We start from the raw sequence: 22,547 nt of genomic DNA on the forward strand, positions 1-22,547 counted from the left end.
GCCCCTTGCCGCCGCTGCCCCCTCAGTCGCTTCGCGACAGCTCCCCCAAGGGGGGAGCATGAAATGCAAGGGCCGCCCCGATTGCTCGGGGCGGCCCTCCATCGTCGTGGCCGCGCTCGCGCGGCGTGACTTGAACCTTAGGCGTTCAACGCCTTCAGTTGGAAACCTCGTTCTTAAGGCTCCAGGTCACGACTTGCGACCGCGGTTGGAGACAATGAGACACTGGTCACCTCCTTTCAGTTGGTTGAACAACACAAGGAGAATATGGGCGCCGATCGGTGGTCCTGCAAAGGGGTAAGTGGCGGCGCGATGTCGCGGTTCGGCGGGAAAAGGCACTCCCGGGTCGCGCAAGGGGGGGAAGCGCGACCCGGGTCCGCATCGTCCGGTCAGGCGTAGAGGGCTCGCCCGGCCAGAACGATGAGGGTCCACAGACCGACGTTGAGCCCCAGCATGGCCAGGCGATGCACGTTCAGGGCGGGACCCTTGGCGGCAATGGCGATGGCGGCGGCGCGGCTCACGGCGGTTTCCTCATCCTGTGGCGCCTGTCGATCAGCGCCTTAACCAAAGATAGGGAATGTCGGCTCCCGGACCCATGCGACAAATGCGACGTACCCGTGCAAAAAGACGGACGAATTGTCGCAGTTTCGAGCAGGAGGGCCGGATGCCGGTCTGGGATCCCGACGTCTACCAGCGCTACAAGGCCTATCGCGACCGTCCGGCCCTGGACCTGATGCTGCAGATCCCGCGCGATCTGGACCCGCGCGAGATCTGGGACCTGGGCTGCGGCACGGGCGAGCACGCCGCCCTGCTGGCCTCGCGCCATCCGAACGCCCGCGTCCACGGCCTGGATTCCAGTCCCGAGATGCTGGCCCGGGGCAGGGCGCGGCGCGAGGACATCGACTGGGTGCTGGGCGACATCGCCGCCTTCCAGCCCGAAATTCCGCCCGACCTGATCTTCACCAACGCCGCCCTGCAGTGGGTGGGCGACCACCAGACCCTGTTCCCGCGCCTGATGAGCCTGTTGGCTCCTGGCGGCGTGCTGGCCTGCCAGATCCCGGTGGTGGCCGACGACGGCTGGCGGCGCAGCCTACGCGAGACGGCTCTGGACGGGCCGTGGGCGCCGCGCCTGAAGGACGTCGAGCGGGTAGGCTCCGGCGTCGACCCGCGCCCCTATCACGACTGGCTCTCGCCCCTGAGCGAGGACCTCGACATCTGGGTCACCACCTATGTCCACGCCCTGGGCGGCGAGGACCCCATCGTCGACTGGACCTCGGGCACGAGCCTTAGGCCTTATCTGGAGGCCCTGACGGACCCGGCCGAGCAGGCGGCGTTCCTGTCGGCATGGCGCGAGCGGTTGTCGGTCGATTATCCCCGCCGCGAGGACGGGGTGACCCTGTTCCCGTTCACGCGCCTGTTCGTGGTCGCCCGGCGCTACTGACGCCGGCTGGGCTGGGCCGCCAGGTCCGCCAGGCTGGGGCGGCGGCGCAGTTCGGTGACCGGCTTGCCCAGGCTGTCCAGGGCCAGGCCGGCGGCGGCGCGCCCGGCCGCCACCGCCTCGTCGAAGGCCTTCCAGTCGCGGATGTCGATCTTGTCGAGCTTGGGCGTGATCAGCACGTCGGAGGCCTCGCGGCTGGCGGTCAGGTCGCGGCCGGTCGAGACGGTGGCCGCGCGCATCAGCAGGGCCACGATGGGCGGACCCTTGCGCCACTCGCCCGACCACAGCCAGCGCCACAGCGAGGCGGGGCGGTCGACATCGTCGGCGGTGATGCTGCGGCCGCGCGTGACGTCCACCCCGACGATGGGGCCCAGCTGGAAGGCGCGCATCACGTCGGCGGGGAAGTTCTTCATCACCGCCCCGTCGACCAGCACCGAGGTTCCGTCGGCCACGGGCGGCAGCACCCCCGGCAGCGAGATCGAGGCGCGCAGGGCGTCCTGCAGCACGCCCTGCCGATGCAGGTGGTACGAGCCCGAGGTCAGATTCGACGAGACGCAGAAGAACGGCAGCCACAGGTCGGCGATCTCGATGGCGTCGAAATGCTCCTCCAGCCGCGCCTTGACCTTCAGCCCCTGGGTCATGGCCACCAGGGGGAAGGCGATGTCGTCCAGGGGACTGGTCTCGACGAAGGCCTTGCGGATGCGGGCCTCCATCTCGCCGTCGTCCCAGCCCATGGCCAGGCCCGCGGCGACCACCGCGCCCATCGAAGCTCCGCCCACGAAGTCGATCGGCACGCCACGCTGGCGCAGGGCCTGGATCGCGCCGATATGGGCGTAGGCCCGCGCCCCGCCGCCCGACAGCACCAGCCCCACCGACTGGCCGGTCAGCACCCGGGCCATCCGCTCGACGTCGGCCATGCCGTTTTCGCGCAGATGGAACAGCCGCGCGGCCTGGGTGGCGTTCAGCCACTCGGCCGAGCCCTTGGGATGGGTGACCCCTGCCGGCTGCAGCAGGATCAGGTCGACCAGCCGCTGGTCCTGCAGCGGGCCCGAGGCGTAGGAGGGGATGACGGCCGGCGGCCGGCGGTCGCCCTGGCCGACGCGGAACAGCCGGTCCACCTGGCGGCCGACCACGTGCTTCCAGGCGGTCTCGTCGGCCTCGGCGACGTACAGCACGAAGTCGTGCCGCCGCTCGACGCTGCTGAACCACTCGGTCGGGGCCAACAGGGATTCCGCACCCTCGACGGTGACGGTGTAGCCCAGCAGCGAAATGGCGTGGGCGATACGCTCGACGATGGGGCGGATCGGCTTGCCGGGCTCGACCGCGATGAAGCCGTAGACCGACGGGTCGCCGATGGAGGCGTGGGCGCCGGCGTTGCGGGCGCGGCGAATCATCAGCCGCGACAGCTCGATCATCACCTCCGGATCGCGCTCGACGGCCTCGAAGAAGGCGGCGCGGGGCAGGGCCAGGATTTCCGAGTCGCGCAGGGCCACCAGATTGGCCGAGTGGGACGAGCCGGCGATCATCGCCATCTCGCCGGCCGGCTCGCCCGGGCGGATCACGCCCAGGAACTGCGGCTCCTGGCCTTCTTCGCGCCGGAACGCGCCCAGCCGGCCGGTGCGCAGGAAGTAGAGGTAGTCGGCCGCCTCGCCGGGCGCATACAGTGTCGCCCCGCCGGGCAGGGAAAACCACGCGGCGTCGCCCTCGCGATGTTCGTGCGCGAAGAGCCGGGCTAGGGCCGTGTCGGCCATGAAGTCGGGTAGGGTGACCACGACGGAGACGCTAACTTGAACCGCCGAACTTGACCATCGCAGGTCAAAAACTGCGGCTTCCGGTCTGAAATGGAAAAGGCTATGCCTCGCTAATGCCGAAGATGAACACGGGTATCGACAAAAGCGGCGAGTCTTTCGCCAAAAACGCCGCGCACAACCTCGCCCTGGTCGAGGGACTGCGCGAAAGGGTCGCGACGGCGGCCCTGGGCGGTCCGGAAAGCGCCCGCGTGCGCCACACGTCGCGCGGCAAGCTGCTGCCCCGCCAGCGCGTCGAGCGCCTGCTGGACGCCGGTTCGCCCTTCCTGGAGATCGGCCAGCTGGCCGCCTGCGACCTCTATGGCGGCGAGGCCCCGGGGGCGGGCGTGATCACCGGCATCGGCCGGGTCTCGGGCCGCGAGGTGATGATCGTCGCCAACGACGCCACCGTGAAGGGCGGCGCCTATTTCCCGATGACGGTGAAGAAGCACCTGCGCGCCCAGGAGATCGCCCAGCAGAACCGCCTGCCGTGCGTCTATCTGGTCGACAGCGGCGGGGCCAATCTGCCCCACCAGGCCGAGGTGTTCCCCGACCGCGACCACTTCGGCCGCATCTTCTTCAACCAGGCCCGGATGAGCGCCCAGGGCATCGCCCAGATCGCCTGCGTCATGGGCTCGTGCACCGCCGGCGGGGCCTATGTGCCGGCCATGAGCGACGAGACGGTGATCGTCCGCAACCAGGGCACCATTTTCCTGGCCGGTCCGCCGCTGGTAAAGGCCGCCACCGGCGAGGTGATCAGCGCGGAGGAACTGGGCGGGGCCGACACTCACGGTCGCCGCTCGGGCGTGGTCGACCACGTGGCCGACGACGACGAGCACGCGCTGGAGATCGTCCGCTCGATCGTCGCCAACCTCAACACCACCAAGCCGTCCGAGACGGTGCTGGCCGACGCCAAGCCGCCCTTGTTCGACGCCCAGGAGCTGTACGGCATCGTGCCCACCGACGTGCGTGCGCCCTACGACGTGCGCGAGGTCATCGCCCGCATCGTCGACGGCAGCGAGTTCGACGAGTTCAAGGCGCTGTACGGCACGACTCTGGTCTGCGGCTTCGCTCGCATCTGGGGCCAGCCGGTGGCGATCCTGGCCAATAACGGCGTGCTGTTCAGCGAGAGCGCCGTGAAGGGCGCGCACTTCATCGAGCTGGCCTGCAAGCGCAAGATCCCGCTGGTGTTCCTGCAGAACATCTCGGGCTTCATGGTGGGCGGCAAGTACGAGGCCGGCGGCATCGCCAAGGACGGCGCCAAGCTGGTCACCGCGGTCGCCTCGGCCGAGGTGCCCAAGTTCACCGTGCTGATCGGCGGCAGCTTCGGGGCCGGCAACTACGGCATGTGCGGCCGCGCCTACAGCCCGCGCTTCCTGTTCACCTGGCCCAACAGCCGCATCAGCGTGATGGGCGGCGAGCAGGCGGCCAGCGTGCTCTCCACCATCAAGCGCGACGGCATGGAGGCCAAGGGCGAGACCTGGGCCGTCGAGGACGAGGAGGCCTTCAAGGCCCCGATCCGCCAGCGCTACGAGGAAGAGGGCGACCCCTACCACGCCACCGCGCGCCTGTGGGACGACGGCATCATCGACCCGGCCCAGACCCGCGATGTCCTCGGCCTGGCGATCAGCGCCAGCCTGAACGCCCCGATCCCGGACACCACCTTCGGCGTCTTCCGGATGTAGGCGAGGAGCCGCGATGATCCTGATCCCCCTCCTGGCCGCGCTGCTGGCCGCCGCGCCGGCCCAGGCGTCCAAGCCGGTCATGGTGCAGATGCCCGTCGACGATCCCGTCCTGCCGACGGGCCCGCTGACGGCCGTCGGCCCGGCGGCGGAGGGGACGTTCTACGTGGACGCGTCCAGCTTCGAGCGATCGGATATCCCGGACACCATCCGCATCACCACCGTGATCGTGCGCCAGGACGCGGCCGAGCCGCTGCTGGTGGCCCTGACCTGGGTCAACTGCGCCAAGGACGTCTATCAGGTCTCCAGCGGGCGGACCTACGACGCCGCCGGCAAGGAGATCCGGCGGACCACGTTCGTGCGCGACAAGGCCTATGCCGAGGGCTCGGGCCCGGCGCGGTTCGCGGCGGCCTATTGCTCGCCCCAGGGGCCGGGCCTGGGCGACGCGGCCACCGTCGCGGACTACCGCGCGGCGCTGGCCGCGCACTGAACCGAGGGCGATCCATGACCAACCCCATCGCCGATCCCATCGTCGAGGTGCTCGACACCGACGCCATGACGCCGCTGGTTCACCTGGACTCCACGCCCGACGGCGCGGTCACGGTCTGGATCAACCGGCCGGCCAGGAAGAACGCTTTCGACGCGGCCACCATCGCGGCCCTGCACCAGGCGTTCGAGACCCTGCACGGGGCCGAGGGCGTGCGGATCGTGTTCCTGCGCGGGGTGGGCGGGGCGTTCAGCGCCGGGGCCGACCTGGAATGGATGAAGGCCGCCGCCGACTGGAGTGAGGACGACAACCGCGACGACGCCCTGGGCCTGGCCCGCATGCTCAAGGCCCTGCACGACATCCCGGCCCTGACCGTGGCCCTGGTCGAGGGACCGGCCTTCGGCGGCGGGGCGGGCCTGGTGGCCGCCTGCGACCACGCCCTGGCCGCGGCCGACGCCAAGTTCGCCTTCTCTGAGGTCAAGCTGGGCCTGACCCCGGCCACCATCAGTCCGTATGTGATCGCGGCCATCGGCCCGCGCACCGCCAAGCTGCTGTTCGCCACCGGCCGGGTGTTCGACGCCGACCAGGCCTGGGCCTACGGCCTGGTCGACGAGGTGTTCGACGACGTGGCCGGCCTGGTCGCGGCCCAGAAGGCCCTGATCGCCGAGGTGGCGGTCTGCGCGCCCGGCGCCATCGGCGACGCCAAGGCCCTGGTCAACGACTTTGTCGGCCAAAAGATCGACAAGGGCCTGATCGACGAGACGGCAAAACGCATCGCGCGCCGTCGCGTGTCGGACGAGGGACAAGAAGGCGTGCGCGCGTTCCTCGAACGCCGTAAACCCAACTGGACGATCTAGAGTCGAGTAGGGGGTCTTATGACGGCGGACATGGAAGCGGCTGCGGCCGACTCGTTCACCGAGTTCTTCAGGCGGCGCAACAAGAAGCACGCCTTCGACGGCGTGGGTAAGCCGTGCGCCAACTGCGGGACCACGCTGGAGGGTCCGTACTGCCACGTCTGCGGCCAGAACGCCGACAACCACAAGCGCTCGATCTTCCACCTGATCATCGAGGCCATCGAGGGGATGTTCCACCTCGACGGTCGCCTGGCCCAGACACTGCCGCTGCTGTTCTTCCGGCCCGGGGTCCTGGCCAAGGACTATATGGAAGGCCGGATCGTGCGGCACGTGCCGCCGTTCCGCACCTTCCTGGTGGCCCTGCTACTGTTCATCTTCGCCGCCGAGCACGCCATCCACTCGGTCCAGCACCATGCCGAGGAAGAGGCCCACAAGCGCGCCGAGGCCCTGGCCACGCCGCAGGGCCGGGCCGCCGAGGCCGGCAAGATGCGCGTCGAGGCCGCCAAGGACCGCGACGCGCGCCTGAAGGAGGTCACCGAGGACCGCGACGGCGCCCTGGCCGAGGCCGCCAAGGACCGGGACGAAGCCTTGAAGGAGGCCGGCGCCGACCGCGCCCAGGTCCTGAAGACCTATCAGGACGCCGTCGCCGAGGCCCAGGCCAGGTTCAAGGAAAGGACCGACAGGGCCCAGGCCCGTTACGCCAAGAACCTCGCCGACGCCGATCACCTGCAGAACAATCCGCTGGCGGCCAAGGAAATCCTCGAGGCCGACGAGAAGATGCGCAAGAAGGCGGCCGACACGATCCGTGGGGCCAAGGTCACCAGCGTGTTCGACGGCGACCAGGTCGAAGCCCAGGCCAACAAGTTCGCCGAAGACGCGACCGACACCATGACGGTCGGCGGCGTCGACATAAAGACGCCCAAGCCCGAGGCCGCTCCCGCTGAAACCGACCACGGCGGGATCGCGGTCCCGGTCGGGGACGGCGCGCACGGCAAGGAGCACTGGCTCAAGACCGGCCTGATCAAGGCGCTGGAAAACCCCGAATACTACATGCTGGTGATGTTCGGCTGGGGCCACCGCCTGGCGGTGCTGCTGCTGCCGATGCTGGGGCTGAGCCTGGCGCTGGTCTATGTGAACAAGCGCCAGTTCTACATCTACGACCACCTGATCGTGGCCACCAACCTGCTGTCGTTCGCGTTCCTGACCAACGCGCTGGGGCTGGTGCTGCCCGAGGCCGTCCGGGGCTGGTGGTTCTTCCTGTTGATGTTCTGGACCCCCATCAACCTGTTCCAGACCCTGCGCGGGGCCTACGGCTCCAGCATCGTGGGGGCGGTCTTCAAGACCCTGTTCGTCTGGACCTCTACGTTCTTCTCGTTCCTCGTGCTTCTAACCGGCTTGCTGATCTTCTCCTTGGCGCAGATTTGAGCGCCCAGTTTCTAGGATTTCACCGTTGATCTCTTCCGTCCTCATCGCCAATCGCGGCGAAATCGCCCGTCGGATCATCCGCACCGCCCGTGAGCTGGGCGTGCGGACGATCGCGGTCTATTCCGAGGCGGACGCCGACGCGCCGTTCGTTCTGGAGGCGGACGTCGCCATCCTGATCGGCCCGGCCCCGGCGCGCGAGAGCTACCTGGTCCCCGAGAAGATCCTGGCCGCCGCCCGCCAGACCGGCGCCGAGGCCATCCATCCGGGCTACGGCTTCCTGTCCGAGAACGCCGATTTCGCCCAGGCTGTGATCGACGCCGGCCTGGTGTGGATCGGCCCGCCGCCCTCTGCGATCCGCGCCATGGGCCTGAAGGACGCGGCCAAGAAGGTGATGATCCAGGCCGGCGTGCCCACCACGCCCGGCTATCTGGGCGACGACCAGACCGTGGAGCGCCTGACCGCCGAGGCCGAGAAGATCGGTTTCCCGGTCCTGATCAAGGCCGTGGCCGGCGGCGGCGGCAAGGGCATGCGCAAGGTCGACAAGGCCCAGGACTTCGCCGCTCTGCTGGCCTCGTGCCAGCGCGAGGCGTCGGCCAGCTTCGGCGACGAGCGGGTGCTGCTGGAAAAGTACGTCACCCGTCCGCGCCACATCGAGGTGCAGGTGTTCGGCGACAGCCACGGCCAGGTCGTCCACCTGTTTGAGCGCGACTGCTCGCTGCAGCGCCGCCATCAGAAGGTCATCGAGGAGGCTCCGGCCCCGGGCATGGACGAGGCCACTCGCGCCGCCGTCTGCGGCGCGGCGGTCAAGGCCGCCCAGGCGGTGGGCTATGTGGGCGCCGGCACGGTGGAGTTCATCGCCGACGCCAGCGAAGGCCTGCGCGCCGACCGCATCTGGTTCATGGAGATGAACACCCGCCTGCAGGTCGAGCATCCGGTCACCGAAATGGTCACCGGCCAGGACCTGGTCGAATGGCAACTGCGCGTCGCTTCGGGTGAACCGTTGCCGCTGGCCCAGGACGAGATCACCCTGACGGGCTGGGCCATGGAGGCGCGCCTCTATGCCGAGAACCCGGCCACGGGCTTCCTGCCGTCCACCGGCCCGCTGACCCATTTCCGCCTGCCCGAGGGCGACGTGCGGGTGGACAGCGCGGTGGAGGAGGGCGGCGAGGTCACGCCGTTCTACGACCCGATGATCGCCAAGCTGATCGCCCACGGCGCCGACCGCGAGGACGCCGCCTACCGCCTGGCCGAAGCCTGCGCCCTGGTCGAGGTCTATCCGGTCAAGACCAACGCCGCCTTCCTGGCCAAGTGCGCCAGCCACCCGGACTTCATCGACGGCGCCATCGACACCGGCTTCATCGAGGCGCGGCTGGAGGAACTGACAGAGCGCGACTTCTCCGACGCCCCGACCCTGGCCGCCATCGGCCAGCGGCTGGAGGCCTTCATGGACGCCGACCAGCCCAAGGCCGACGTCTGGGCCAGCGCACCGTCGCGTCTGCTGGGCTTCCGGATGAACGCCTCCCGGGCCGCCATGGCCCTGCCGATGAGCGTCGACGGCAAGGCCGTGCCGCTGCGCGTGGCCCTGGCCGGCGGAAAGGGTGACGACTGGTCGTGGGACATCACCGTCGAGGACGGCCGTCCGCTGGACGACGTCGACGTGCTGCCCGGCACGTTCGGCGGCGATCCGCTCTATGTGTTCGAGGGCGGCGACGTCCAGGAGTTCGATTTCACGCCCAAGGTCGGCGGCGGCGCCCATGCGGCGGCCTCGGACGGGGCGATCCTGTCGCCCATGCCGGGCAAGATCGTTTCGGTCGCGGTCGAGGCCGGCCAGAGCGTCGTTAAGGGCCAGACCCTGCTGACCCTGGAGGCCATGAAGATGGAGCACGCCCTGGCCGCGCCGTTCGACGGAGTGGTGGCGGAACTGTCGGCGTCCGCCGGCGGCCAGGTCAGCGAAGGCGTGGTGCTGGCGAAGCTGGAGCCGGTCGCCTAAGTAGGCGCATGCCCCTGCACATCATCAAACTGGTCGTCGGTTGCGACAACATCGACGAACTCGTCGCCTGGCACGCCGAGGCCGACCGCCCCTGGATCATGCACACCCGCATGACCCCCAAGCGCATCGACGAGGTGCTGGACGGCGGCTCGCTGTATCGGGTGATGAAGGGGCAGATCCTTTGCCGCCAGACCATCCTGAAGATCGACACCGTCGGCGACGGCCAGGCCTCGCGCTGCGAGGTGACGGTGGATCCGACCATCGTGCGCGTGGCGCCCACCCCGCGCCGCCCGTTCCAGGGCTGGCGCTATCTCAAGCATGAAGACGTGCCGCCGGACCTGACCGAGGCCGAGGCGGCGGAGATGCCGGCCGACCTGGCGCGCCAGTTGCGCGAACTGGGAGCCTGGTAGGGTCATGAGCGGGGGCGGGGCGGTCACCGAGGTCGAGCCTCTGGACCCGGCGCTGGCCGCCGCCCTGGACCGCGACGGCTATCTGCTGCTGCGCGGCGCCGTGCCCGAGGCCTGGCGCGAAGACCTGCGCGCGGCCTTCGACGCCGGTGTCGGAACCCCGGACCAATGGTCCGCGCCGCGCGGCCCCGGCTGGCGTCACGCCCTGGTCGACCTGGATCCCGTCGTGCAACGCGCCTGTCGCGCGCCGGCGCTGCTGGCGGCGGCGGCGCGGATGCTGGGCGAGCCGTTCTTCCTCTCCCAGGTGGAGGGGCGCGAGCCGCTGCGGGACGGCGGTCATCAGCCCCTGCACCGCGACGGTCTGGGCCAGAACGCGGTCGCCGCCCTGATCTTCCTGGATCCCTATGGGCCTGAGAACGGCGCCACCCGGGTGACGCCGCGCCATCTGGACCAAGGTGAGCCGGACGAGGCCTTGTCGCTGACCCTGTCGGGCGAGGCGGGCGACATCCTGGTGTTCGACGCCGACCTGCTGCACGGGGCCACGCGCAACCGTTCGGGCGAGCGGCGGCGCTCGCTGTTGCTGGGCTTCAAGCCGGAAGATGTCCGTGTGATCGCGGACCAGACACGTGGGGTTCGCGACGTGCGAATGGACACCAGCGAGCGTTTCGTCCCGCGAACGGTCTAGCCGACGGCCATGTTGTCGATCAGCCGGGTCTTGCCCAACCAGGCGGCGGCCAGCAGCCGCGCCGGGGCGCCGTTCAGTGGGCCGGGACCCAGCCGCGACAGGTCGGCGGCGTCTCGCACGTCGAAATAGTCGATCTGGTGGAAGCCGGCCTGGATCAGGGCGGTCTTGCCGGCCGCCTCGGCGTCGTCGACGCGGCCGCCGGCGACCAAGGCCTGGATGGCGGCCTTCATGGCTTCGGGCAGGGCCACGGCGGCGGCGCGCTGCTCGGGCGTCAGATAGGCGTTGCGCGAGGACAGGGCCAGGCCGTCCTCGGCCCGGGCGGTGGGGGCGCCGACAATTTCGACCGGGATGTCCAGGTCGCGGACCACGCGCTTGATGACCTGAAGCTGCTGGTAGTCCTTCTCGCCGAAGATCGCCACGTCGGCCTGGCTCTGGATCAGCAGCTTGGTCACCACCGTGGCCACTCCGCCGAAGAACTGCGGCCGCGCCGCGCCTTCCAGCGGTTCAGAGACGCCGGTCAGGTTGATCGTGGTCGAGAAGCCGGGGGCGTACATCTCGTCGACGTTCGGGGCGAACATCAGGTCGCAGCCGACGGCCGCCAGCAGCTCGGCGTCGCGGGCCTCGCCGCGCGGATAGGAGTCGAAGTCCTCGTGCGGAGCGAACTGCTTGGGATTGACGAAGACGCTGGCCACGGTGCGCCCCGCCAGGGTCTGGCCCAGCTGGATCAGCGACAGGTGGCCCTCGTGCAGCGCGCCCATGGTCGGAATCAGCGCCACACGCTCGCCAGCGGCCTTCCACGCGGCCACTTCCGCCCGCAGATCGGCGACGGTGCGGACGATTTTCGGCGTCTTGAGGCCCACGGAGAACTCCTGTCTCGAACAGGCGTTGGCTTATGACGGAGACGGCGCCGGGCGTCCACCTGCGACAATGGGTCCACAGGGAACGAGGCCCAGGATTGACGTCCCGCCCTCTCAGGGCGTCTCCTGCGTGTTAATCTTTCATTGAGAGTCGCCGAGTCGGGCGAAAAGAAGGAAAGAAGGCATGGCCGAAACGCGTGTCATCGTCGTCGGCAACGAGAAGGGCGGGGCGGGCAAGTCCACCATCGCCGTTCACCTGGCCACCGCGCTGCTCTACGGCGGCGCCAAGGTGGCGTTGCTGGATCTCGACCTGCGCCAGTGCACCTCGATGCGGTTCTTCGAGAACCGCGACGCCTGGATCGCCGGCAACAACGTGACCCTGCCCGTGCCGCTGCAGTTCCGACTCAGCGAGGACGACATCGCCCTGGCCGCCGCCTCGGAAGAGGAGCAGGTGGCCAAGTTCGAGGCCGCCTTCGTCGCCGCGCGGGAAGCGGCCGACTTCGTGCTGATCGACACCCCAGGCGGCGACACCGCCATCTCGCGCATGGCCCACGGCCTGGCCGACCTGATCGTCACCCCGATGAACGACAGCTTCGTCGACTTCGACATGCTGGGCCACGTCGATCCGGTGACCATGGAGCTGCAGAAGCCCAGCCTCTACTCCCTGACCGTGTGGGAGGCCCGCAAGGCCCGCGCCCTGTCGGGTCAGCGCCAGGCGCTGGACTGGGTGGTGCTGCGCAACCGCCTGGCCACCACCGAGGCCCGCAACCGCAAGCGCGTCGAGGACCGCCTGACGGCCCTGTCCAAGCGCGTCGGCTTCCGCATGGGCCCGGGCCTGCGCGACCGGGTCATCTATCGCGAGCTGTTCCCGTTCGGCCTGACGATCGCCGACCTGTCGCCCCAGGTGCGGCCGGTGCCGGTGTCGCTGCAGCACCTGGCCGCGCGCCAGGAACTGCGGGCCCTGATGCATTCCCTTGGCCTTTCGGCCTATTCCGGGGAAACTCTGCTCGCCGCCCAGTAGGTTTCGGGGCGGCGTCGGGACAGACGCTTCATGTTCTATCTGCTGCTGGGCGGCGTCGTGCTGCTGTTCATCCTCTCGGGACGCGCCTCGCGCCTCCTGAAGGGCGACGGCTGGCGCGTGGGGGCGGGGGCCTTGGCCATCGTCTGCTTCGCCGGCGCGGGCTATGCGGGCATCCGCCAGGCCTGGGAGGTCTGCATCGTCCTGCTGGTCATCGGCATCTGGACGGCGACCACGGCCAAGCAACGGCCGGTGATCCGCAAGGTGGCCGAGAAGGCCGAGGTCGGCCTGGCCGAGGCGCGCTCGATCCTGGGCGTCGGGCCCGACGCTTCCAAGGCGGAGATCCAGGCGGCCTATGCCCGCCTGATGCGCCTGGCCCATCCCGACAAGGGCGGCACGGCGGGCCTGGCCGCGCAGCTCAACGCCGCGCGGGACCGGTTGCTGGGCGGGAAGTAGCGCGCCTTAGCGCGGCGACAGGACCATGCAGGGCTGGCGCTTGGCGGTGATGGCCTGGCAGGCGCCGCGGGCGGCCTCGGCCGTCAGGCCCTGGAACTGGGCGCGGAAGGTGCTGCTGGCCGCGCCTTCGACCGCGCCCTCGGCGTCGGCGACGAACTTGCCGAAGCGCGAACGCACCAGCGCCAGCTGCTCGTTGGCCAGGCTCTTGGACTTGAACGCCCCGACCTGGACCGACCACTCGCCCTTGGCCTTCTTGGGCGTGGGCTTGGCTTGAGCGGCTTTGAGTGTCGGCGCGACCTTCAGGGCCGGCGGCGGCTTGGGATTGTCGGTCAGCACGATCTTCAGCCCGGCCTGGTCGCCGTCGCCTTCCTCGGTGGAGGGGCGCATGATCGGGCCGCGCGGCTCGTCCTCGTAGAGGTTGGCGGCGATGCTGGTGCGCTCGCCGTGCGAGCGGCGCTTGAGCACGTCGAAGCCGGTGGTCAGCAGGTCTTCCATGTTGTTGTCGCGCCAGGCGGTGGACGAACCGCCCAGGACCACGGCGATCAGGCGGCGACCGTCACGCACGGCCGAGCCGGCGAGGTTGTAGCCGGAAGCGTTGGTGTAGCCGGTCTTCAGGCCGTCGAAGCCGGGCATGCTGTTGAGCAGGCGGTTGTGGCCGGCGATGTAGCGGCCGCGGAACTCGAAGCCCTTGATGCTGAAGTACGAATAGTACTGCGGGAAGTCGCGCATGGTGGCGCGCGACAGGATGGCCAGGTCGCGGGCGGTCGAGATCTGGCGGCTGTCGGGCAGGCCCGAGGCGTTGACGAAGCGGGTGTTGCGCATGCCCAGTTCCTGACCGCGCAGGGTCATCAGGGCGGCGAACCGCGACTCGCTGCCGCCGATGCGCTCGGCCATGGCCACGGCGATGTCGTTGGCCGATTTCACGGTCATGGCGCGAATCGCCTCGTCCACGCTGACGCTGTCGCCGACGGGCAGGCCGAGCTTGGTGGGCGCCTGGGCGGCGGCGCGCGAGGTGATCGGCACGCGGTCGGTCAGCTTCAGACGGCCCTCGCTGAGCGCCTCGAAGGTAAGGTACAGCGTCATGACCTTGGTGACCGACGCTGGATAGCGCGGGCTGTCGGCCCTTTTGTCGTAAAGCATTTCGCCCGAATTGGCGTCGATCACGATGGCCGAATATTTCGGCTCGGTCGCGTTCATCTGCAGATACGGAATTTGCGCGGAAGCCGTCGTCGACGCGGTCAGGCCGCACATCAGGGCGCCGGCGAAACCGGCGGCGGCGAGAACGAAGCGGGCGGACTTAAGCTTGGCGAACATGGGAATGCGTCCGTCATTTGAACTGAGCGGTTCCGCACCGCCACACGCGTGACCTTAGCATGGGGGTTGTCGCCTTTCTCTAAGGTAAACAACTGGTGAGCGATTTCGCCGCGGAGATGGATATTTTCAAGGCGTTGCGGCGAAGCTTCAACAGGGTGAACAAGCGTTTACGCTAGGTCATGGTGCGCTGCACAAAATTCTTGACTGCTGCACTGCAACATGAGACACCGGCGTTGTCCCATCGCATGGGCTGGATCGTCGGTCCGGCGCCATGCCCCGCCCCCACGCCAGGAGACATCCCCATGGCCGCCGCCGAAACCCTGAAGAACACCGTCGAGCAATTCAGCACCGCCTCGAACCAAGCGTTCAAGGACGGCGTGGAGAAGTCTCTGGCCGCCCTGGCCGAAGCCAACACCCACTCCAAGCAGAACCTGGAAGCCGTCATCGCCTCGGTGACCGCCGCCACCAAGGGCGCCGAAGCCCTGGGCGCCCAGACCTTCGCCTATTCGAAGAAGGCCGCCGAGGACCAGGTCGCCGCCGCCAAGTCGCTGGCCGCCGCCAAGAGCGTGCAGGAAGCCGTCGAGCTGCAGACCGCCTGGGCCAAGTCGACCCTGGAAGCCTACATCGCCCAGCTCAGCAAGGCCTCGGAGATCGTCTCGGCCTCGATCAAGGACTCGGTGAAGCCGCTGAACGAGCGCGTCACCGCCACGGTCGAAAAGCTGCAAGCCGCCCGCTAAGCGGCTGGACCTTCGCGGGTCCGAAACGAACAGAGGCCCGAGCCGGCAACGGTTCGGGCCTTTTTTCTTGTCCTGTCATCCCGCCGCGCTAAGCATGCGTCCAGGTTTCAGGAGAGCGTTATGTCCAAGGTCGAAGAGCGTCTGGCGGAACTCGGGATCGTGCTGCCCCAGCCGGTCGCGCCGGTGGCCAACTACGTGCCCTTCGTCCAGTCGGGGAACCTGGTCCACATCTCCGGCCAGATCTCGCTCGACGCCAACGGCGGCCTCAAGGGCACGGTAGGGACCGACGTGGATCTGGAGACCGCACAGCAGGGCGCGCGCCTGTGCGGCATCAATCTGCTGGCCCAGATGAAGGCCGCCACTGGCAACCTCGACCGCGTCAAGCGGGTGGTCAAGCTGGGCGGCTTCGTCCAGGTCAGCCAGGACTTCACCGACATCCCCAAGGTCATCAACGGTTGCTCGGATCTGATGGTCGAGGCGTTCGGCGACGCCGGCCGCCACGCCCGCTCGGCGGTGGGGGTCTACAAGCTGCCGCTCGGCTTCTCGGTCGAGGTCGACGCCGTGATCGAGGTCGCCTGATGCGCGCCCGCCCGCGCCCCGGAACCGAGGTGTTCGGCGAGGCGTGGGAGCGCCTGTTCGAGCCGGCGGTGGCGCATCGCGGGCTGTGGACGCCGGGCGGCGCGCCCGAGAACTCCCTGGCCGCCTTCCAGGCCGCCTGCGCCCACGGCTACGCCATCGAGCTGGACGTTCAGCTGACCGCCGACAACCACGTGGTGGTCTTCCATGACGACAATCTGGAGCGCCTGACCGGCCAGCCGGGCAAGCTGCGCGACCACACGGCCGCGGACCTGAGCCGGATGACGCTGGCGGGCACGGACGAGACGATCCCGACCCTGGCCGACGCCCTGACCCTGATCGGCCACCGGGCCATGGTCTATATCGAGCTGAAGACGCCCTTCGGCGAGGTGGGCGAGCTGGAGAAGCAGGTCAGCCAGATCCTGCTCGACCACAACGGCCCCACCGCCGTGATCGGCTTCAATCCCTATTCCCACGCCTGGTTCGCCGAGCACCAGCCGCAGATCCTGCGCGGGCTGGACAGCTACAACTGGGACGACGAGGGCGCGCGCAAGCTGTCGCCGGAGATCCGCAAGTCGCTGGCCAATCTGGAGCAGGTCGAGATCGCACGGCCCGACTTCCTGGCCCTGGGCCTGGACATGCTGCCCAGCGCCCGCGCCGATCTTTTCCGCGCCAAGGGCATGCCGGTGATCGCCTGGACCGTGCGCTCGGCCGAGCAGTGGGACGCCGTGCGCGACCATTGCGACAACCTGATCTTCGAGGGCTTCGCCGCGTGACAGCCGTCAAGGCGGAGGTGCGCGTCCATCGGCGCATCGCCGAGATCGGCCGCGAGGCCTGGGACGTCTGCGCCGCGCCGTTCGGCGATCCGTTCGTCAGCTACGACTTCCTCAACGCCCTGGAGGAGAGCGGCTGCGCGGTCGAACGCACCGGTTGGGCGCCACATCACCTCAGCGTCGAGGACGAGCAGGGCAGGGTGGCGGCGGTGATGCCACTCTATCTGAAGTCCCACAGCCAGGGCGAATACGTCTTCGACCACAGCTGGGCCGACGCCTACGAGCGGGCCGGTGGCCGCTACTATCCCAAGCTCCAAGGCTCCGCGCCGTTCTCGCCGGTGACAGGGCCTCGGCTGATCGTGCGGCCCGACGTCGATGTCGACGACGGCCGCTCGGCCCTCCTGGGCGGGGCGCTCACCCTGTGCGACCGCCTGAACGCCTCGTCCCTGCACGTGACCTTCCCCCGCCAGGAGGAGTGGGACTGGATGGGCCATCGCGGCATGCTGTTGCGGCAGGACCAGCAGTACCATTGGTTCAACAACGGCTACGCGACCTTCGACGACTTCCTGGCGGCCCTGTCCTCAGGCCGCCGCAAGACCATCCGCCGCGAGCGTCGCGACGCCCAGGCGGGGCTGGAGATCGTGGCCCTGACCGGCGACCAACTGACTGAAGACCACTGGGACGCCTTCTTCGGCTTCTACATGGACACCGGCGGCCGCAAGTGGGGCCGGCCCTATCTGAACCGGGCCTTCTATTCCCTGCTGGGTCAGCGGATGGCCGACAAGGTGCTGCTGATCATGGCCCGCCGGCCGGGCGGACCGTGGATCGCCGGGGCCCTGAACCTGATCGGCGACGACTGCCTCTATGGCCGCCACTGGGGCTGCACCGAGGACGTGCCGTTCCTGCATTTCGAGCTCTGCTACTACCAGGCCATCGAGCACGGCATTCGCCTGGGCCTGCCCCGCGTCGAGGCCGGCGCCCAGGGGCAGCACAAGATCGCGCGCGGCTATCTGCCCAGCGCCGTCTATTCCGCCCACTGGATCGCCGATCCCGCCCTGCGCGAGCCCGTGGCCCGCTACCTTGAACGCGAACGCGAAGCGGTCAGCGCCGAGATCGAGGCGCTGACCGAGGAATATTCGCCGTTCCGGCACGAGGGCTAGTTCAGTCGGACCTCGCCGGTCTTGTCGGCGTAGTCCTTCTTGGGATCGACGCCGAGCAGCATCTTCAGCCCGGCGAACAGGCTGTTCTCGTTCAGCCAGATCTGGGCCTCGGTGGGATCGAAGCGCAGCAGGCGGATCTTGGGATCGTCCTTGCCCTCGAACCAGGCGGCGATGAAGGGATTCCACAGGCGTTCGATCGTGGCGCGGTCGGTGCTGACCGAAAGGTCGCCCTCGACCTTGGCGAACAGTTCGTGGCCTTTGGAGGCGAAGTTCAGCAGAGCCGGGTGGCGGCTGCCGGCGCCCTCGACCAGATCGTTGCCGGCGGCGGTGAAGAACCAGATCGGCCCGCCTTCGTCGCCCTCGATCTGGGCGGTCATCGGCTGGCCGCCGTCTTCCTCCGAGCCGACCAGACCCAGCATGGCGGTGCGGTCGGACTTCAGGGCCTTCCAGAACTTCGACTTCAGTTCGGCTTCGTTGGGCATGGGATGTTCCTCCGTGGGTGAAACCAACGGAGAGGCGGGGCAGCCCGTTCCAATCACGACCGTTCCCAGGCCGCCTTCAGCAGGGCGCGAACCTCGTCGTCGACCTGCGCCGGCGAGGCCAGGACGAGCTTGGACTTCAGGCGCTCGGACCAGCTTTCGTTCTTCGGCTCCAGTAGGCGAGGGGAGGCGTCGGGCGTCACGGCCAGGCCCAGGGTCGCCGTGCCGCCCTTGACCGGCTTGGCGGCGGCGAACTGGAACTCGCGCGACCAGGCGGTGAAGGTCTTGCGCTGGCCGGTGACCAGGTTGTCCAGATCGGCGACGGCTTTTTCGAGCGCTTCCAGGATCGCGGTCGAGGCCGGGTCGGCCCACAGGGCCGTGCGCAGGTCGCCCGGATTGTCCCAGGCCATCTTCTTGTCGGGGAAGGCTTCGGACAGCACATAGGCGGCGCGGTTGACGCCCAGGCCGTGGTGCTCCTTCAGCCAGGCCTGGCGGGCGCGGGGCTTGGTCTCCGGGCAGGTGCGGGCGATGGTCACCCACTCCTCCAGGCTCTTGCCGGTGTCACGGGCGAGGCCTTCGCGCACAGAGGCGAACCACTTCTTCTGGCGCTCGGTCAGGTGCTCGGGGCCGCCCGTGTCGCTTCCCATGGCCTGCTTCTCCCCGGTTTGCTAGGACGCTTCCCGAGACAGGAGACGACCATGAGCCTTCACGGAAGCTACGACGCCGACAACATCTTCGCCAAGATCATCCGCGGCGAGATTCCGGCCGTGAAGGTGTTCGAGGACGACCAGGTCCTGGCGTTCATGGACGTGTTCCCCCAGTCGCGCGGCCACGTTCTGGTGATCTCCAAGACCAGCCAGGCCCGCAACCTGCTGGAGGCCGAGACCAAGACCCTGGGGCGGCTGATCGGGGCGGTGCAGAAGGTGACCCAGGCGGTGACCACGGCCCTGAAGCCCGACGGCGTGGTGGTGACCCAGTTCAACGGCGCGCCCGCCGGCCAGACGATCTTCCACCTGCATTTCCACATCATCCCCCGCTACGAGGGCGAGGCCCTGGGCCGTCATGGCGAGGGCATGGCCGACACCGAAGAGCTGAAGGCCCTGGCCGAGAAGATCTCGGCGGCGCTGTAGCCGAACCTTTGACAGGCCTGGGCATTGCTCAGGTCACAGTAGCTTGGGGCCAGCCCGTTCATGCTCGAATTCGACGACGCGCCGAAGGGCCTGGCTCGCCTGATCTATGCCAGCCGGGCGACCGGACCGGCGGGAGGCTTTTCCGAGCAGGTTCGGCAGATCCTGCTGCGGTCGATCCACAACAATCGCATGGCCGACATCACCGGTTTTCTGGCGGTGGGCGAGGGGCGGTTCCTGCAACTGCTGGAGGGGCCGCAAGTCCAGATCGAGGCGACATTCGCTCGTATCCAGAAAGACGCTCGGCACGCCGACGTCACGGTCATCGCCGAAGGGGCGGCCGACAAGCGGCTGTTTCGCGATTGGAACATGGGCCAGCACGTGCTGGGGCCGGGCGACGCCGGCCTGCTCTCCGCGGTCGGGCTGGAGGCCTTCACACCGGAAGCGCTGGACGAGGAGAGGGCGCTGAAACTGCTCGTCGCCCTGGGCGCGCACCACCTGCGCTGAGATCAGGGGACCAGCTTGATCAGGGCGGTCGAGATCGTCATCAGCACCGCCACCCCGCCCATGATCGCCCAGCCCTGAAGTCGGATCTTCTCGCTCAGGTCCGCGCGCAGCCGGCTCTCCATCAGGGCCATGTCGGCTCGTACGCCGGCGATCTCGCTCTTCAGGTCGACCTTGAGCTCCGACTTGGCCGCATCTAGTTCTGATCGGGTGGCGAGGTCGCTGATATCGGGCATGCGGGCTGTCTGCTGGACGAGTTCGACCACCGCCTCGGCCACGCGTTCGTCCATGCCCGCTTCCCGCAGGCGTTTTGACGCGTTGAGCGTGTCGAAGGCGATCGAGGTCATGGCTGCACGCTAGCCGCTTGTTCTCGTTTCGTCCACAATTTTCGCGCGACCTGACGGGCAAGAAAAAGGCCCGGATCGCTCCGGGCCTTTCGCTGTTTCGTCCTGTTTGGCCAAGCTACTCGGCAAGCGCCGGTTCGGCCTCGTCCTCGGACTTGGGAGACTTGCCGGGTTTCTCCGGCGCGCTCTCGATCTCGAAGTCGATCTTGCTGTCCTTGAGCACCACCTTGACGTGGCCGCCGCGGACCAGGCGTCCGAACAGGATGTCGTCGGCCAGAGGCTTCTTGATGTGCTCCTGGATGACCCGCGCCAGGGGGCGGGCGCCGTAGAGCTCGTCGAAGCCGTTCTTGGCCAGCCAGTCGGCCGCGTCGTCGCCCAGCGAGATCGTCACGTTCCGGTCGGCCAGCTGGGCCTCCATCTGCATGACGAACTTCTGCACGACCTGGCGGATGATCTCCGGCGTCAGCGGCTTGAAGGCCACCACGGCGTCCAGGCGGTTGCGGAACTCCGGCGTGAACAGGCGCTTGAGGGCGGCCTCTTCTTCACCTTCGACCTTCGAACGGCCAAAGCCGATCGACTGGCGCTGGGCGTCGGTCGCGCCCGCATTGGTGGTCATGATCAGGACCACGTTGCGGAAATCGACCTTCTTGCCGTTGCTGTCGGTCAGGGTGCCATGGTCCATGACCTGCAGCAGGATGTTGTAGACATCCCCGTGCGCCTTCTCGATCTCGTCCAGCAGCACCACGGCGTGCGGGTGCTGGTCGACGGCGTCGGTCAGCTGGCCGCCCTGATCGTAGCCGACATAGCCGGGAGGAGCCCCGATCAGGCGGCTGACGGTGTGGCGCTCCATGTACTCCGACATGTCGAAGCGGATCATCTCGATCCCCAGCGTGTGGGCCAGCTGCTTGGCGGCTTCGGTCTTGCCCACGCCCGTCGGACCGCTGAACAGGTAGCAGCCGATCGGCTTTTCCGGTTCGCGCAGGCCGGCCCGGGCCAGCTTCATGGCCGAGGCCAGCTGGGTCAGGGCTTCGTCCTGGCCGAAGACGGCGCGCTTCAGGTCGGTCTCGAGTTCCTTCAGGGCCTCGGTGTCCGACTTGCTGACCGACTTGGGCGGGATGCGGGCGATCTTGGCCACCACGGCCTCGATCTCCTTGACGCCCAGGGTCTTCTTGCGACGGCCTTCCGGCAGCAGCATCTGGCCCGCGCCCGCCTCGTCGATCACGTCGATCGCCTTGTCGGGCAGCTTGCGGTCGGTGATGTACTTGGCCGACAGCTCGACGGCCACCTTGATGGCGTCGTTGGTGTACTTCAGCTTGTGGAAGTCCTCGTAGTAGGACTTCAGGCCCTTGAGGATCTTGATCGTGTCCTCGACCGTCGGCTCGTTCACGTCGATCTTCTGGAAGCGACGGACCAGGGCCCGATCCTTCTCGAAGTGCTGGCGGAACTCCTTGTAGGTGGTCGAGCCCATGCAGCGCAGGGAGCCCGAGGCCAGGGCCGGCTTCAGCAGGTTGGAGGCGTCCATGGCCCCGCCCGAGGTGGCGCCCGCGCCGATCACCGTGTGGATCTCGTCGATGAACAGCACCGCGTTGGGGTGGTTCTCCAGCTCCTTGACCACCTGCTTGACGCGTTCCTCGAAGTCGCCGCGATAGCGGGTGCCGGCCAGCAGCGCGCCCATGTCGAGCGAGTAGATGGTGGCGCCGGCCAGGACTTCGGGGACCTGGTTGGTGATGATCTTGCGGGCCAGGCCTTCGGCGATGGCGGTCTTGCCGACGCCGGGTTCACCCACCAGAAGCGGGTTGTTCTTGGTGCGGCGGCACAGGATCTGGATCGCGCGTTCCACTTCGTTCGCGCGGCCGATCAGCGGGTCGACCTTGCCCTGGCGGGCCTTTTCGTTGAGGTCGACGCAGTAGGCCTCGAGCGCCTCGCCGCCGGTCTTGGCGTTGGGCTTCTCGACGTCTTCCTCGACCGCCGCGCCCTTGGCCGCCTTGGGCTCGGACGCGCCGGCCTTCTTGGCGATGCCGTGGGCGATGAAGTTCACCGCGTCGTAGCGGGTCATGTCCTGCTCTTGCAGGAAGTAGGCGGCGTGGCTCTCGCGTTCGGAGAAGATGGCGACCAGCACATTGGCGCCGGTGACCTCTTCGCGACCCGAGGACTGCACGTGGATGACGGCGCGCTGGATCACGCGCTGGAAGCCCGCCGTGGGCTTGGCGTCGTCCTCGTCGTCGACGACCAGCGAGGTCAGTTCCACGTCGAGATAGTTCACGAGGCTCTTCTTCAGAGCGTTGAGGTCGACATCGCAGGCCCGCATGACGCCGGCCGCGTCGTCGTCGTCGGTGAGCGACAGCAGCAGGTGTTCCAGCGTGGCGTATTCGTGCTTGCGCTGATTGGCGTAAGCGACGGCGCGATGCAGGGATTCTTCAAGTGGGCGCGAAAAAGAGGGCAAGGGGAGG

Annotated in this window: 24 protein-coding genes and 1 pseudogene; 16 read left to right on the forward strand and 9 right to left on the reverse strand. The window is 68.4% G+C overall.

Annotated features, from left to right (window positions below; all coding sequences use genetic code 11):
* Nucleotides 1-154 precede the first annotated feature (154 nt).
* A pseudogene (locus AC07OA_RS06625) lies at nucleotides 155-240 on the reverse strand (hypothetical protein).
* Between the two features lie 146 nt (nucleotides 241-386).
* A complete protein-coding gene (locus AC07OA_RS06630; protein WP_494662997.1) occupies nucleotides 387-518 on the reverse strand; it encodes a hypothetical protein in 132 nt (43 codons plus the stop codon).
* A gap of 143 nt (nucleotides 519-661) precedes the next feature.
* Between AC07OA_RS06630 and AC07OA_RS06635 the strand changes: the two genes are divergently transcribed.
* Nucleotides 662-1,438, forward strand: a complete 777-nt coding sequence (locus AC07OA_RS06635) for a methyltransferase domain-containing protein (protein WP_494662998.1) — start codon at nucleotides 662-664, stop codon at nucleotides 1,436-1,438.
* Here AC07OA_RS06635 and AC07OA_RS06640 read toward each other — a convergent pair.
* The gene (locus AC07OA_RS06640) at nucleotides 1,432-3,186 is read right to left on the reverse strand and encodes a patatin-like phospholipase family protein (RefSeq protein WP_494663738.1); all 1,755 of its coding nucleotides are present in this window, start codon (nucleotides 3,184-3,186) and stop codon (nucleotides 1,432-1,434) included. The genes AC07OA_RS06635 and AC07OA_RS06640 overlap by 7 nt on opposite strands.
* Before the next feature lie 113 nt (nucleotides 3,187-3,299).
* Here AC07OA_RS06640 and AC07OA_RS06645 point away from each other — a divergent pair, with 113 nt between their 5' ends.
* The 7 genes from AC07OA_RS06645 to AC07OA_RS06675 are packed head-to-tail and all read left to right on the forward strand — an operon-like array spanning nucleotide 3,300 to nucleotide 10,752.
* The gene (locus AC07OA_RS06645; RefSeq protein ID WP_494662999.1) at nucleotides 3,300-4,907 is read left to right on the forward strand and encodes a carboxyl transferase domain-containing protein; all 1,608 of its coding nucleotides are present in this window, start codon (nucleotides 3,300-3,302) and stop codon (nucleotides 4,905-4,907) included.
* A 13-nt stretch (nucleotides 4,908-4,920) separates the two neighbouring features.
* The gene (locus AC07OA_RS06650) at nucleotides 4,921-5,394 is read left to right on the forward strand and encodes a hypothetical protein (protein WP_494663000.1); all 474 of its coding nucleotides are present in this window, start codon (nucleotides 4,921-4,923) and stop codon (nucleotides 5,392-5,394) included.
* Between the two features lie 14 nt (nucleotides 5,395-5,408).
* Entirely contained in the window at nucleotides 5,409-6,248 is an 840-nt protein-coding gene (locus tag AC07OA_RS06655) for an enoyl-CoA hydratase-related protein (protein ID WP_494663001.1), read from the forward strand.
* Nucleotides 6,249-6,278: 30 nt separating this feature from the next.
* The gene (locus AC07OA_RS06660; RefSeq protein ID WP_494663002.1) at nucleotides 6,279-7,670 is read left to right on the forward strand and encodes a DUF3667 domain-containing protein; all 1,392 of its coding nucleotides are present in this window, start codon (nucleotides 6,279-6,281) and stop codon (nucleotides 7,668-7,670) included.
* Nucleotides 7,671-7,695: 25 nt separating this feature from the next.
* A complete protein-coding gene (locus AC07OA_RS06665) occupies nucleotides 7,696-9,660 on the forward strand; it encodes an acetyl/propionyl/methylcrotonyl-CoA carboxylase subunit alpha (RefSeq protein WP_494663003.1) in 1,965 nt (654 codons plus the stop codon).
* An 8-nt stretch (nucleotides 9,661-9,668) separates the two neighbouring features.
* Complete coding sequence (locus AC07OA_RS06670; protein ID WP_494663004.1) at nucleotides 9,669-10,070, forward strand: DUF1489 family protein; 402 nt, start codon at nucleotides 9,669-9,671, stop codon at nucleotides 10,068-10,070.
* Nucleotides 10,071-10,074: 4 nt separating this feature from the next.
* Nucleotides 10,075-10,752, forward strand: coding sequence for a phytanoyl-CoA dioxygenase family protein (locus AC07OA_RS06675; protein WP_494663005.1), 678 nt, complete (start codon nucleotides 10,075-10,077; stop codon nucleotides 10,750-10,752).
* On the opposite strand, the gene panC is transcribed toward AC07OA_RS06675, so the two are convergent.
* Nucleotides 10,749-11,612, reverse strand: coding sequence for a pantoate--beta-alanine ligase (gene panC, locus AC07OA_RS06680; protein ID WP_494663006.1), 864 nt, complete (start codon nucleotides 11,610-11,612; stop codon nucleotides 10,749-10,751). The two genes, AC07OA_RS06675 and panC, sit on opposite strands and share 4 nt — an antisense overlap.
* A gap of 181 nt (nucleotides 11,613-11,793) precedes the next feature.
* Between panC and mipZ the strand changes: the two genes are divergently transcribed.
* Both mipZ and AC07OA_RS06690 read left to right on the forward strand, forming a co-directional pair.
* Nucleotides 11,794-12,630, forward strand: a complete 837-nt coding sequence (gene mipZ / locus AC07OA_RS06685) for a division plane-positioning ATPase MipZ (RefSeq protein ID WP_494663007.1) — start codon at nucleotides 11,794-11,796, stop codon at nucleotides 12,628-12,630.
* 30 nt (nucleotides 12,631-12,660) lie between these two features.
* Nucleotides 12,661-13,083 carry a J domain-containing protein gene (locus AC07OA_RS06690; protein WP_494663008.1) on the forward strand — a complete coding sequence of 141 codons (423 nt, stop codon included), beginning with the start codon at nucleotides 12,661-12,663 and terminating at the stop codon, nucleotides 13,081-13,083.
* Between the two features lie 6 nt (nucleotides 13,084-13,089).
* Here AC07OA_RS06690 and AC07OA_RS06695 read toward each other — a convergent pair whose 3' ends face one another.
* The gene (locus AC07OA_RS06695) at nucleotides 13,090-14,397 is read right to left on the reverse strand and encodes a serine hydrolase (protein ID WP_494663009.1); all 1,308 of its coding nucleotides are present in this window, start codon (nucleotides 14,395-14,397) and stop codon (nucleotides 13,090-13,092) included.
* 302 nt (nucleotides 14,398-14,699) lie between these two features.
* Here AC07OA_RS06695 and AC07OA_RS06700 point away from each other — a divergent pair, with 302 nt between their 5' ends.
* From AC07OA_RS06700 to AC07OA_RS06715, 4 genes are all read left to right on the forward strand, one after another.
* On the forward strand, nucleotides 14,700-15,134 hold the full coding sequence (locus AC07OA_RS06700) for a phasin family protein (protein WP_494663010.1): 435 nt from the start codon (nucleotides 14,700-14,702) through the stop codon (nucleotides 15,132-15,134).
* Nucleotides 15,135-15,254: 120 nt separating this feature from the next.
* Nucleotides 15,255-15,713, forward strand: coding sequence for a RidA family protein (locus AC07OA_RS06705; protein ID WP_494663011.1), 459 nt, complete (start codon nucleotides 15,255-15,257; stop codon nucleotides 15,711-15,713).
* Nucleotides 15,713-16,486 carry a glycerophosphodiester phosphodiesterase gene (locus AC07OA_RS06710; protein ID WP_494663012.1) on the forward strand — a complete coding sequence of 258 codons (774 nt, stop codon included), beginning with the start codon at nucleotides 15,713-15,715 and terminating at the stop codon, nucleotides 16,484-16,486. Before AC07OA_RS06705 ends, AC07OA_RS06710 begins: the two co-directional genes overlap by 1 nt.
* Nucleotides 16,483-17,643 (forward strand): GNAT family N-acetyltransferase, encoded by a 1,161-nt coding sequence (locus tag AC07OA_RS06715; RefSeq protein ID WP_494663013.1) that lies wholly within the window; start codon nucleotides 16,483-16,485, stop codon nucleotides 17,641-17,643. Before AC07OA_RS06710 ends, AC07OA_RS06715 begins: the two co-directional genes overlap by 4 nt.
* Here AC07OA_RS06715 and AC07OA_RS06720 read toward each other — a convergent pair.
* Together AC07OA_RS06720 and AC07OA_RS06725 are read right to left on the reverse strand one after the other, a co-directional pair.
* Nucleotides 17,640-18,125 (reverse strand): pyridoxamine 5'-phosphate oxidase family protein, encoded by a 486-nt coding sequence (locus tag AC07OA_RS06720; RefSeq protein WP_494663014.1) that lies wholly within the window; start codon nucleotides 18,123-18,125, stop codon nucleotides 17,640-17,642. The two genes, AC07OA_RS06715 and AC07OA_RS06720, sit on opposite strands and share 4 nt — an antisense overlap.
* 53 nt (nucleotides 18,126-18,178) lie before the next feature.
* Entirely contained in the window at nucleotides 18,179-18,769 is a 591-nt protein-coding gene (locus tag AC07OA_RS06725; RefSeq protein WP_494663015.1) for a DUF5655 domain-containing protein, read from the reverse strand.
* Between the two features lie 51 nt (nucleotides 18,770-18,820).
* Between AC07OA_RS06725 and AC07OA_RS06730 the strand changes: the two genes are divergently transcribed.
* Entirely contained in the window at nucleotides 18,821-19,252 is a 432-nt protein-coding gene (locus AC07OA_RS06730) for an HIT family protein (protein ID WP_494663016.1), read from the forward strand.
* A 60-nt stretch (nucleotides 19,253-19,312) separates the two neighbouring features.
* Complete coding sequence (locus AC07OA_RS06735; protein WP_494663017.1) at nucleotides 19,313-19,756, forward strand: BLUF domain-containing protein; 444 nt, start codon at nucleotides 19,313-19,315, stop codon at nucleotides 19,754-19,756.
* A 2-nt stretch (nucleotides 19,757-19,758) separates the two neighbouring features.
* On the opposite strand, the gene AC07OA_RS06740 is transcribed toward AC07OA_RS06735, so the two are convergent.
* The gene (locus AC07OA_RS06740) at nucleotides 19,759-20,100 is read right to left on the reverse strand and encodes a CCDC90 family protein (protein ID WP_494663018.1); all 342 of its coding nucleotides are present in this window, start codon (nucleotides 20,098-20,100) and stop codon (nucleotides 19,759-19,761) included.
* Between the two features lie 115 nt (nucleotides 20,101-20,215).
* The gene (gene clpA / locus AC07OA_RS06745) at nucleotides 20,216-22,540 is read right to left on the reverse strand and encodes an ATP-dependent Clp protease ATP-binding subunit ClpA (RefSeq protein ID WP_494663019.1); all 2,325 of its coding nucleotides are present in this window, start codon (nucleotides 22,538-22,540) and stop codon (nucleotides 20,216-20,218) included.
* Nucleotides 22,541-22,547 lie beyond the last annotated feature (7 nt).

It is taken from the genome of Caulobacter sp. GW821-FHT09B08 (genome assembly GCF_059418225.1).

What these genes read in the sequence shown, in the direction of transcription:
- AC07OA_RS06635 (WP_494662998.1), top strand. Translation starts at nt 662, where the DNA reads ATGCCGGTCTGGGATCCCGACGTCTACCAGCGCTACAAGGCCTATCGC.
- AC07OA_RS06640 (WP_494663738.1), bottom strand. Translation starts at nt 3,186, where the DNA reads ATGGCCGACACGGCCCTAGCCCGGCTCTTCGCGCACGAACATCGCGAG.
- AC07OA_RS06645 (WP_494662999.1), top strand. Translation starts at nt 3,300, where the DNA reads ATGCCGAAGATGAACACGGGTATCGACAAAAGCGGCGAGTCTTTCGCC.
- AC07OA_RS06650 (WP_494663000.1), top strand. Translation starts at nt 4,921, where the DNA reads ATGATCCTGATCCCCCTCCTGGCCGCGCTGCTGGCCGCCGCGCCGGCC.
- AC07OA_RS06655 (WP_494663001.1), top strand. Translation starts at nt 5,409, where the DNA reads ATGACCAACCCCATCGCCGATCCCATCGTCGAGGTGCTCGACACCGAC.
- AC07OA_RS06660 (WP_494663002.1), top strand. Translation starts at nt 6,279, where the DNA reads ATGGAAGCGGCTGCGGCCGACTCGTTCACCGAGTTCTTCAGGCGGCGC.
- AC07OA_RS06670 (WP_494663004.1), top strand. Translation starts at nt 9,669, where the DNA reads ATGCCCCTGCACATCATCAAACTGGTCGTCGGTTGCGACAACATCGAC.
- AC07OA_RS06675 (WP_494663005.1), top strand. Translation starts at nt 10,075, where the DNA reads ATGAGCGGGGGCGGGGCGGTCACCGAGGTCGAGCCTCTGGACCCGGCG.
- mipZ (WP_494663007.1), top strand. Translation starts at nt 11,794, where the DNA reads ATGGCCGAAACGCGTGTCATCGTCGTCGGCAACGAGAAGGGCGGGGCG.
- AC07OA_RS06690 (WP_494663008.1), top strand. Translation starts at nt 12,661, where the DNA reads ATGTTCTATCTGCTGCTGGGCGGCGTCGTGCTGCTGTTCATCCTCTCG.
- AC07OA_RS06695 (WP_494663009.1), bottom strand. Translation starts at nt 14,397, where the DNA reads ATGTTCGCCAAGCTTAAGTCCGCCCGCTTCGTTCTCGCCGCCGCCGGT.
- AC07OA_RS06700 (WP_494663010.1), top strand. Translation starts at nt 14,700, where the DNA reads ATGGCCGCCGCCGAAACCCTGAAGAACACCGTCGAGCAATTCAGCACC.
- AC07OA_RS06705 (WP_494663011.1), top strand. Translation starts at nt 15,255, where the DNA reads ATGTCCAAGGTCGAAGAGCGTCTGGCGGAACTCGGGATCGTGCTGCCC.
- AC07OA_RS06710 (WP_494663012.1), top strand. Translation starts at nt 15,713, where the DNA reads ATGCGCGCCCGCCCGCGCCCCGGAACCGAGGTGTTCGGCGAGGCGTGG.
- AC07OA_RS06720 (WP_494663014.1), bottom strand. Translation starts at nt 18,125, where the DNA reads ATGCCCAACGAAGCCGAACTGAAGTCGAAGTTCTGGAAGGCCCTGAAG.
- AC07OA_RS06725 (WP_494663015.1), bottom strand. Translation starts at nt 18,769, where the DNA reads ATGGGAAGCGACACGGGCGGCCCCGAGCACCTGACCGAGCGCCAGAAG.
- AC07OA_RS06730 (WP_494663016.1), top strand. Translation starts at nt 18,821, where the DNA reads ATGAGCCTTCACGGAAGCTACGACGCCGACAACATCTTCGCCAAGATC.
- AC07OA_RS06735 (WP_494663017.1), top strand. Translation starts at nt 19,313, where the DNA reads ATGCTCGAATTCGACGACGCGCCGAAGGGCCTGGCTCGCCTGATCTAT.
- AC07OA_RS06740 (WP_494663018.1), bottom strand. Translation starts at nt 20,100, where the DNA reads ATGACCTCGATCGCCTTCGACACGCTCAACGCGTCAAAACGCCTGCGG.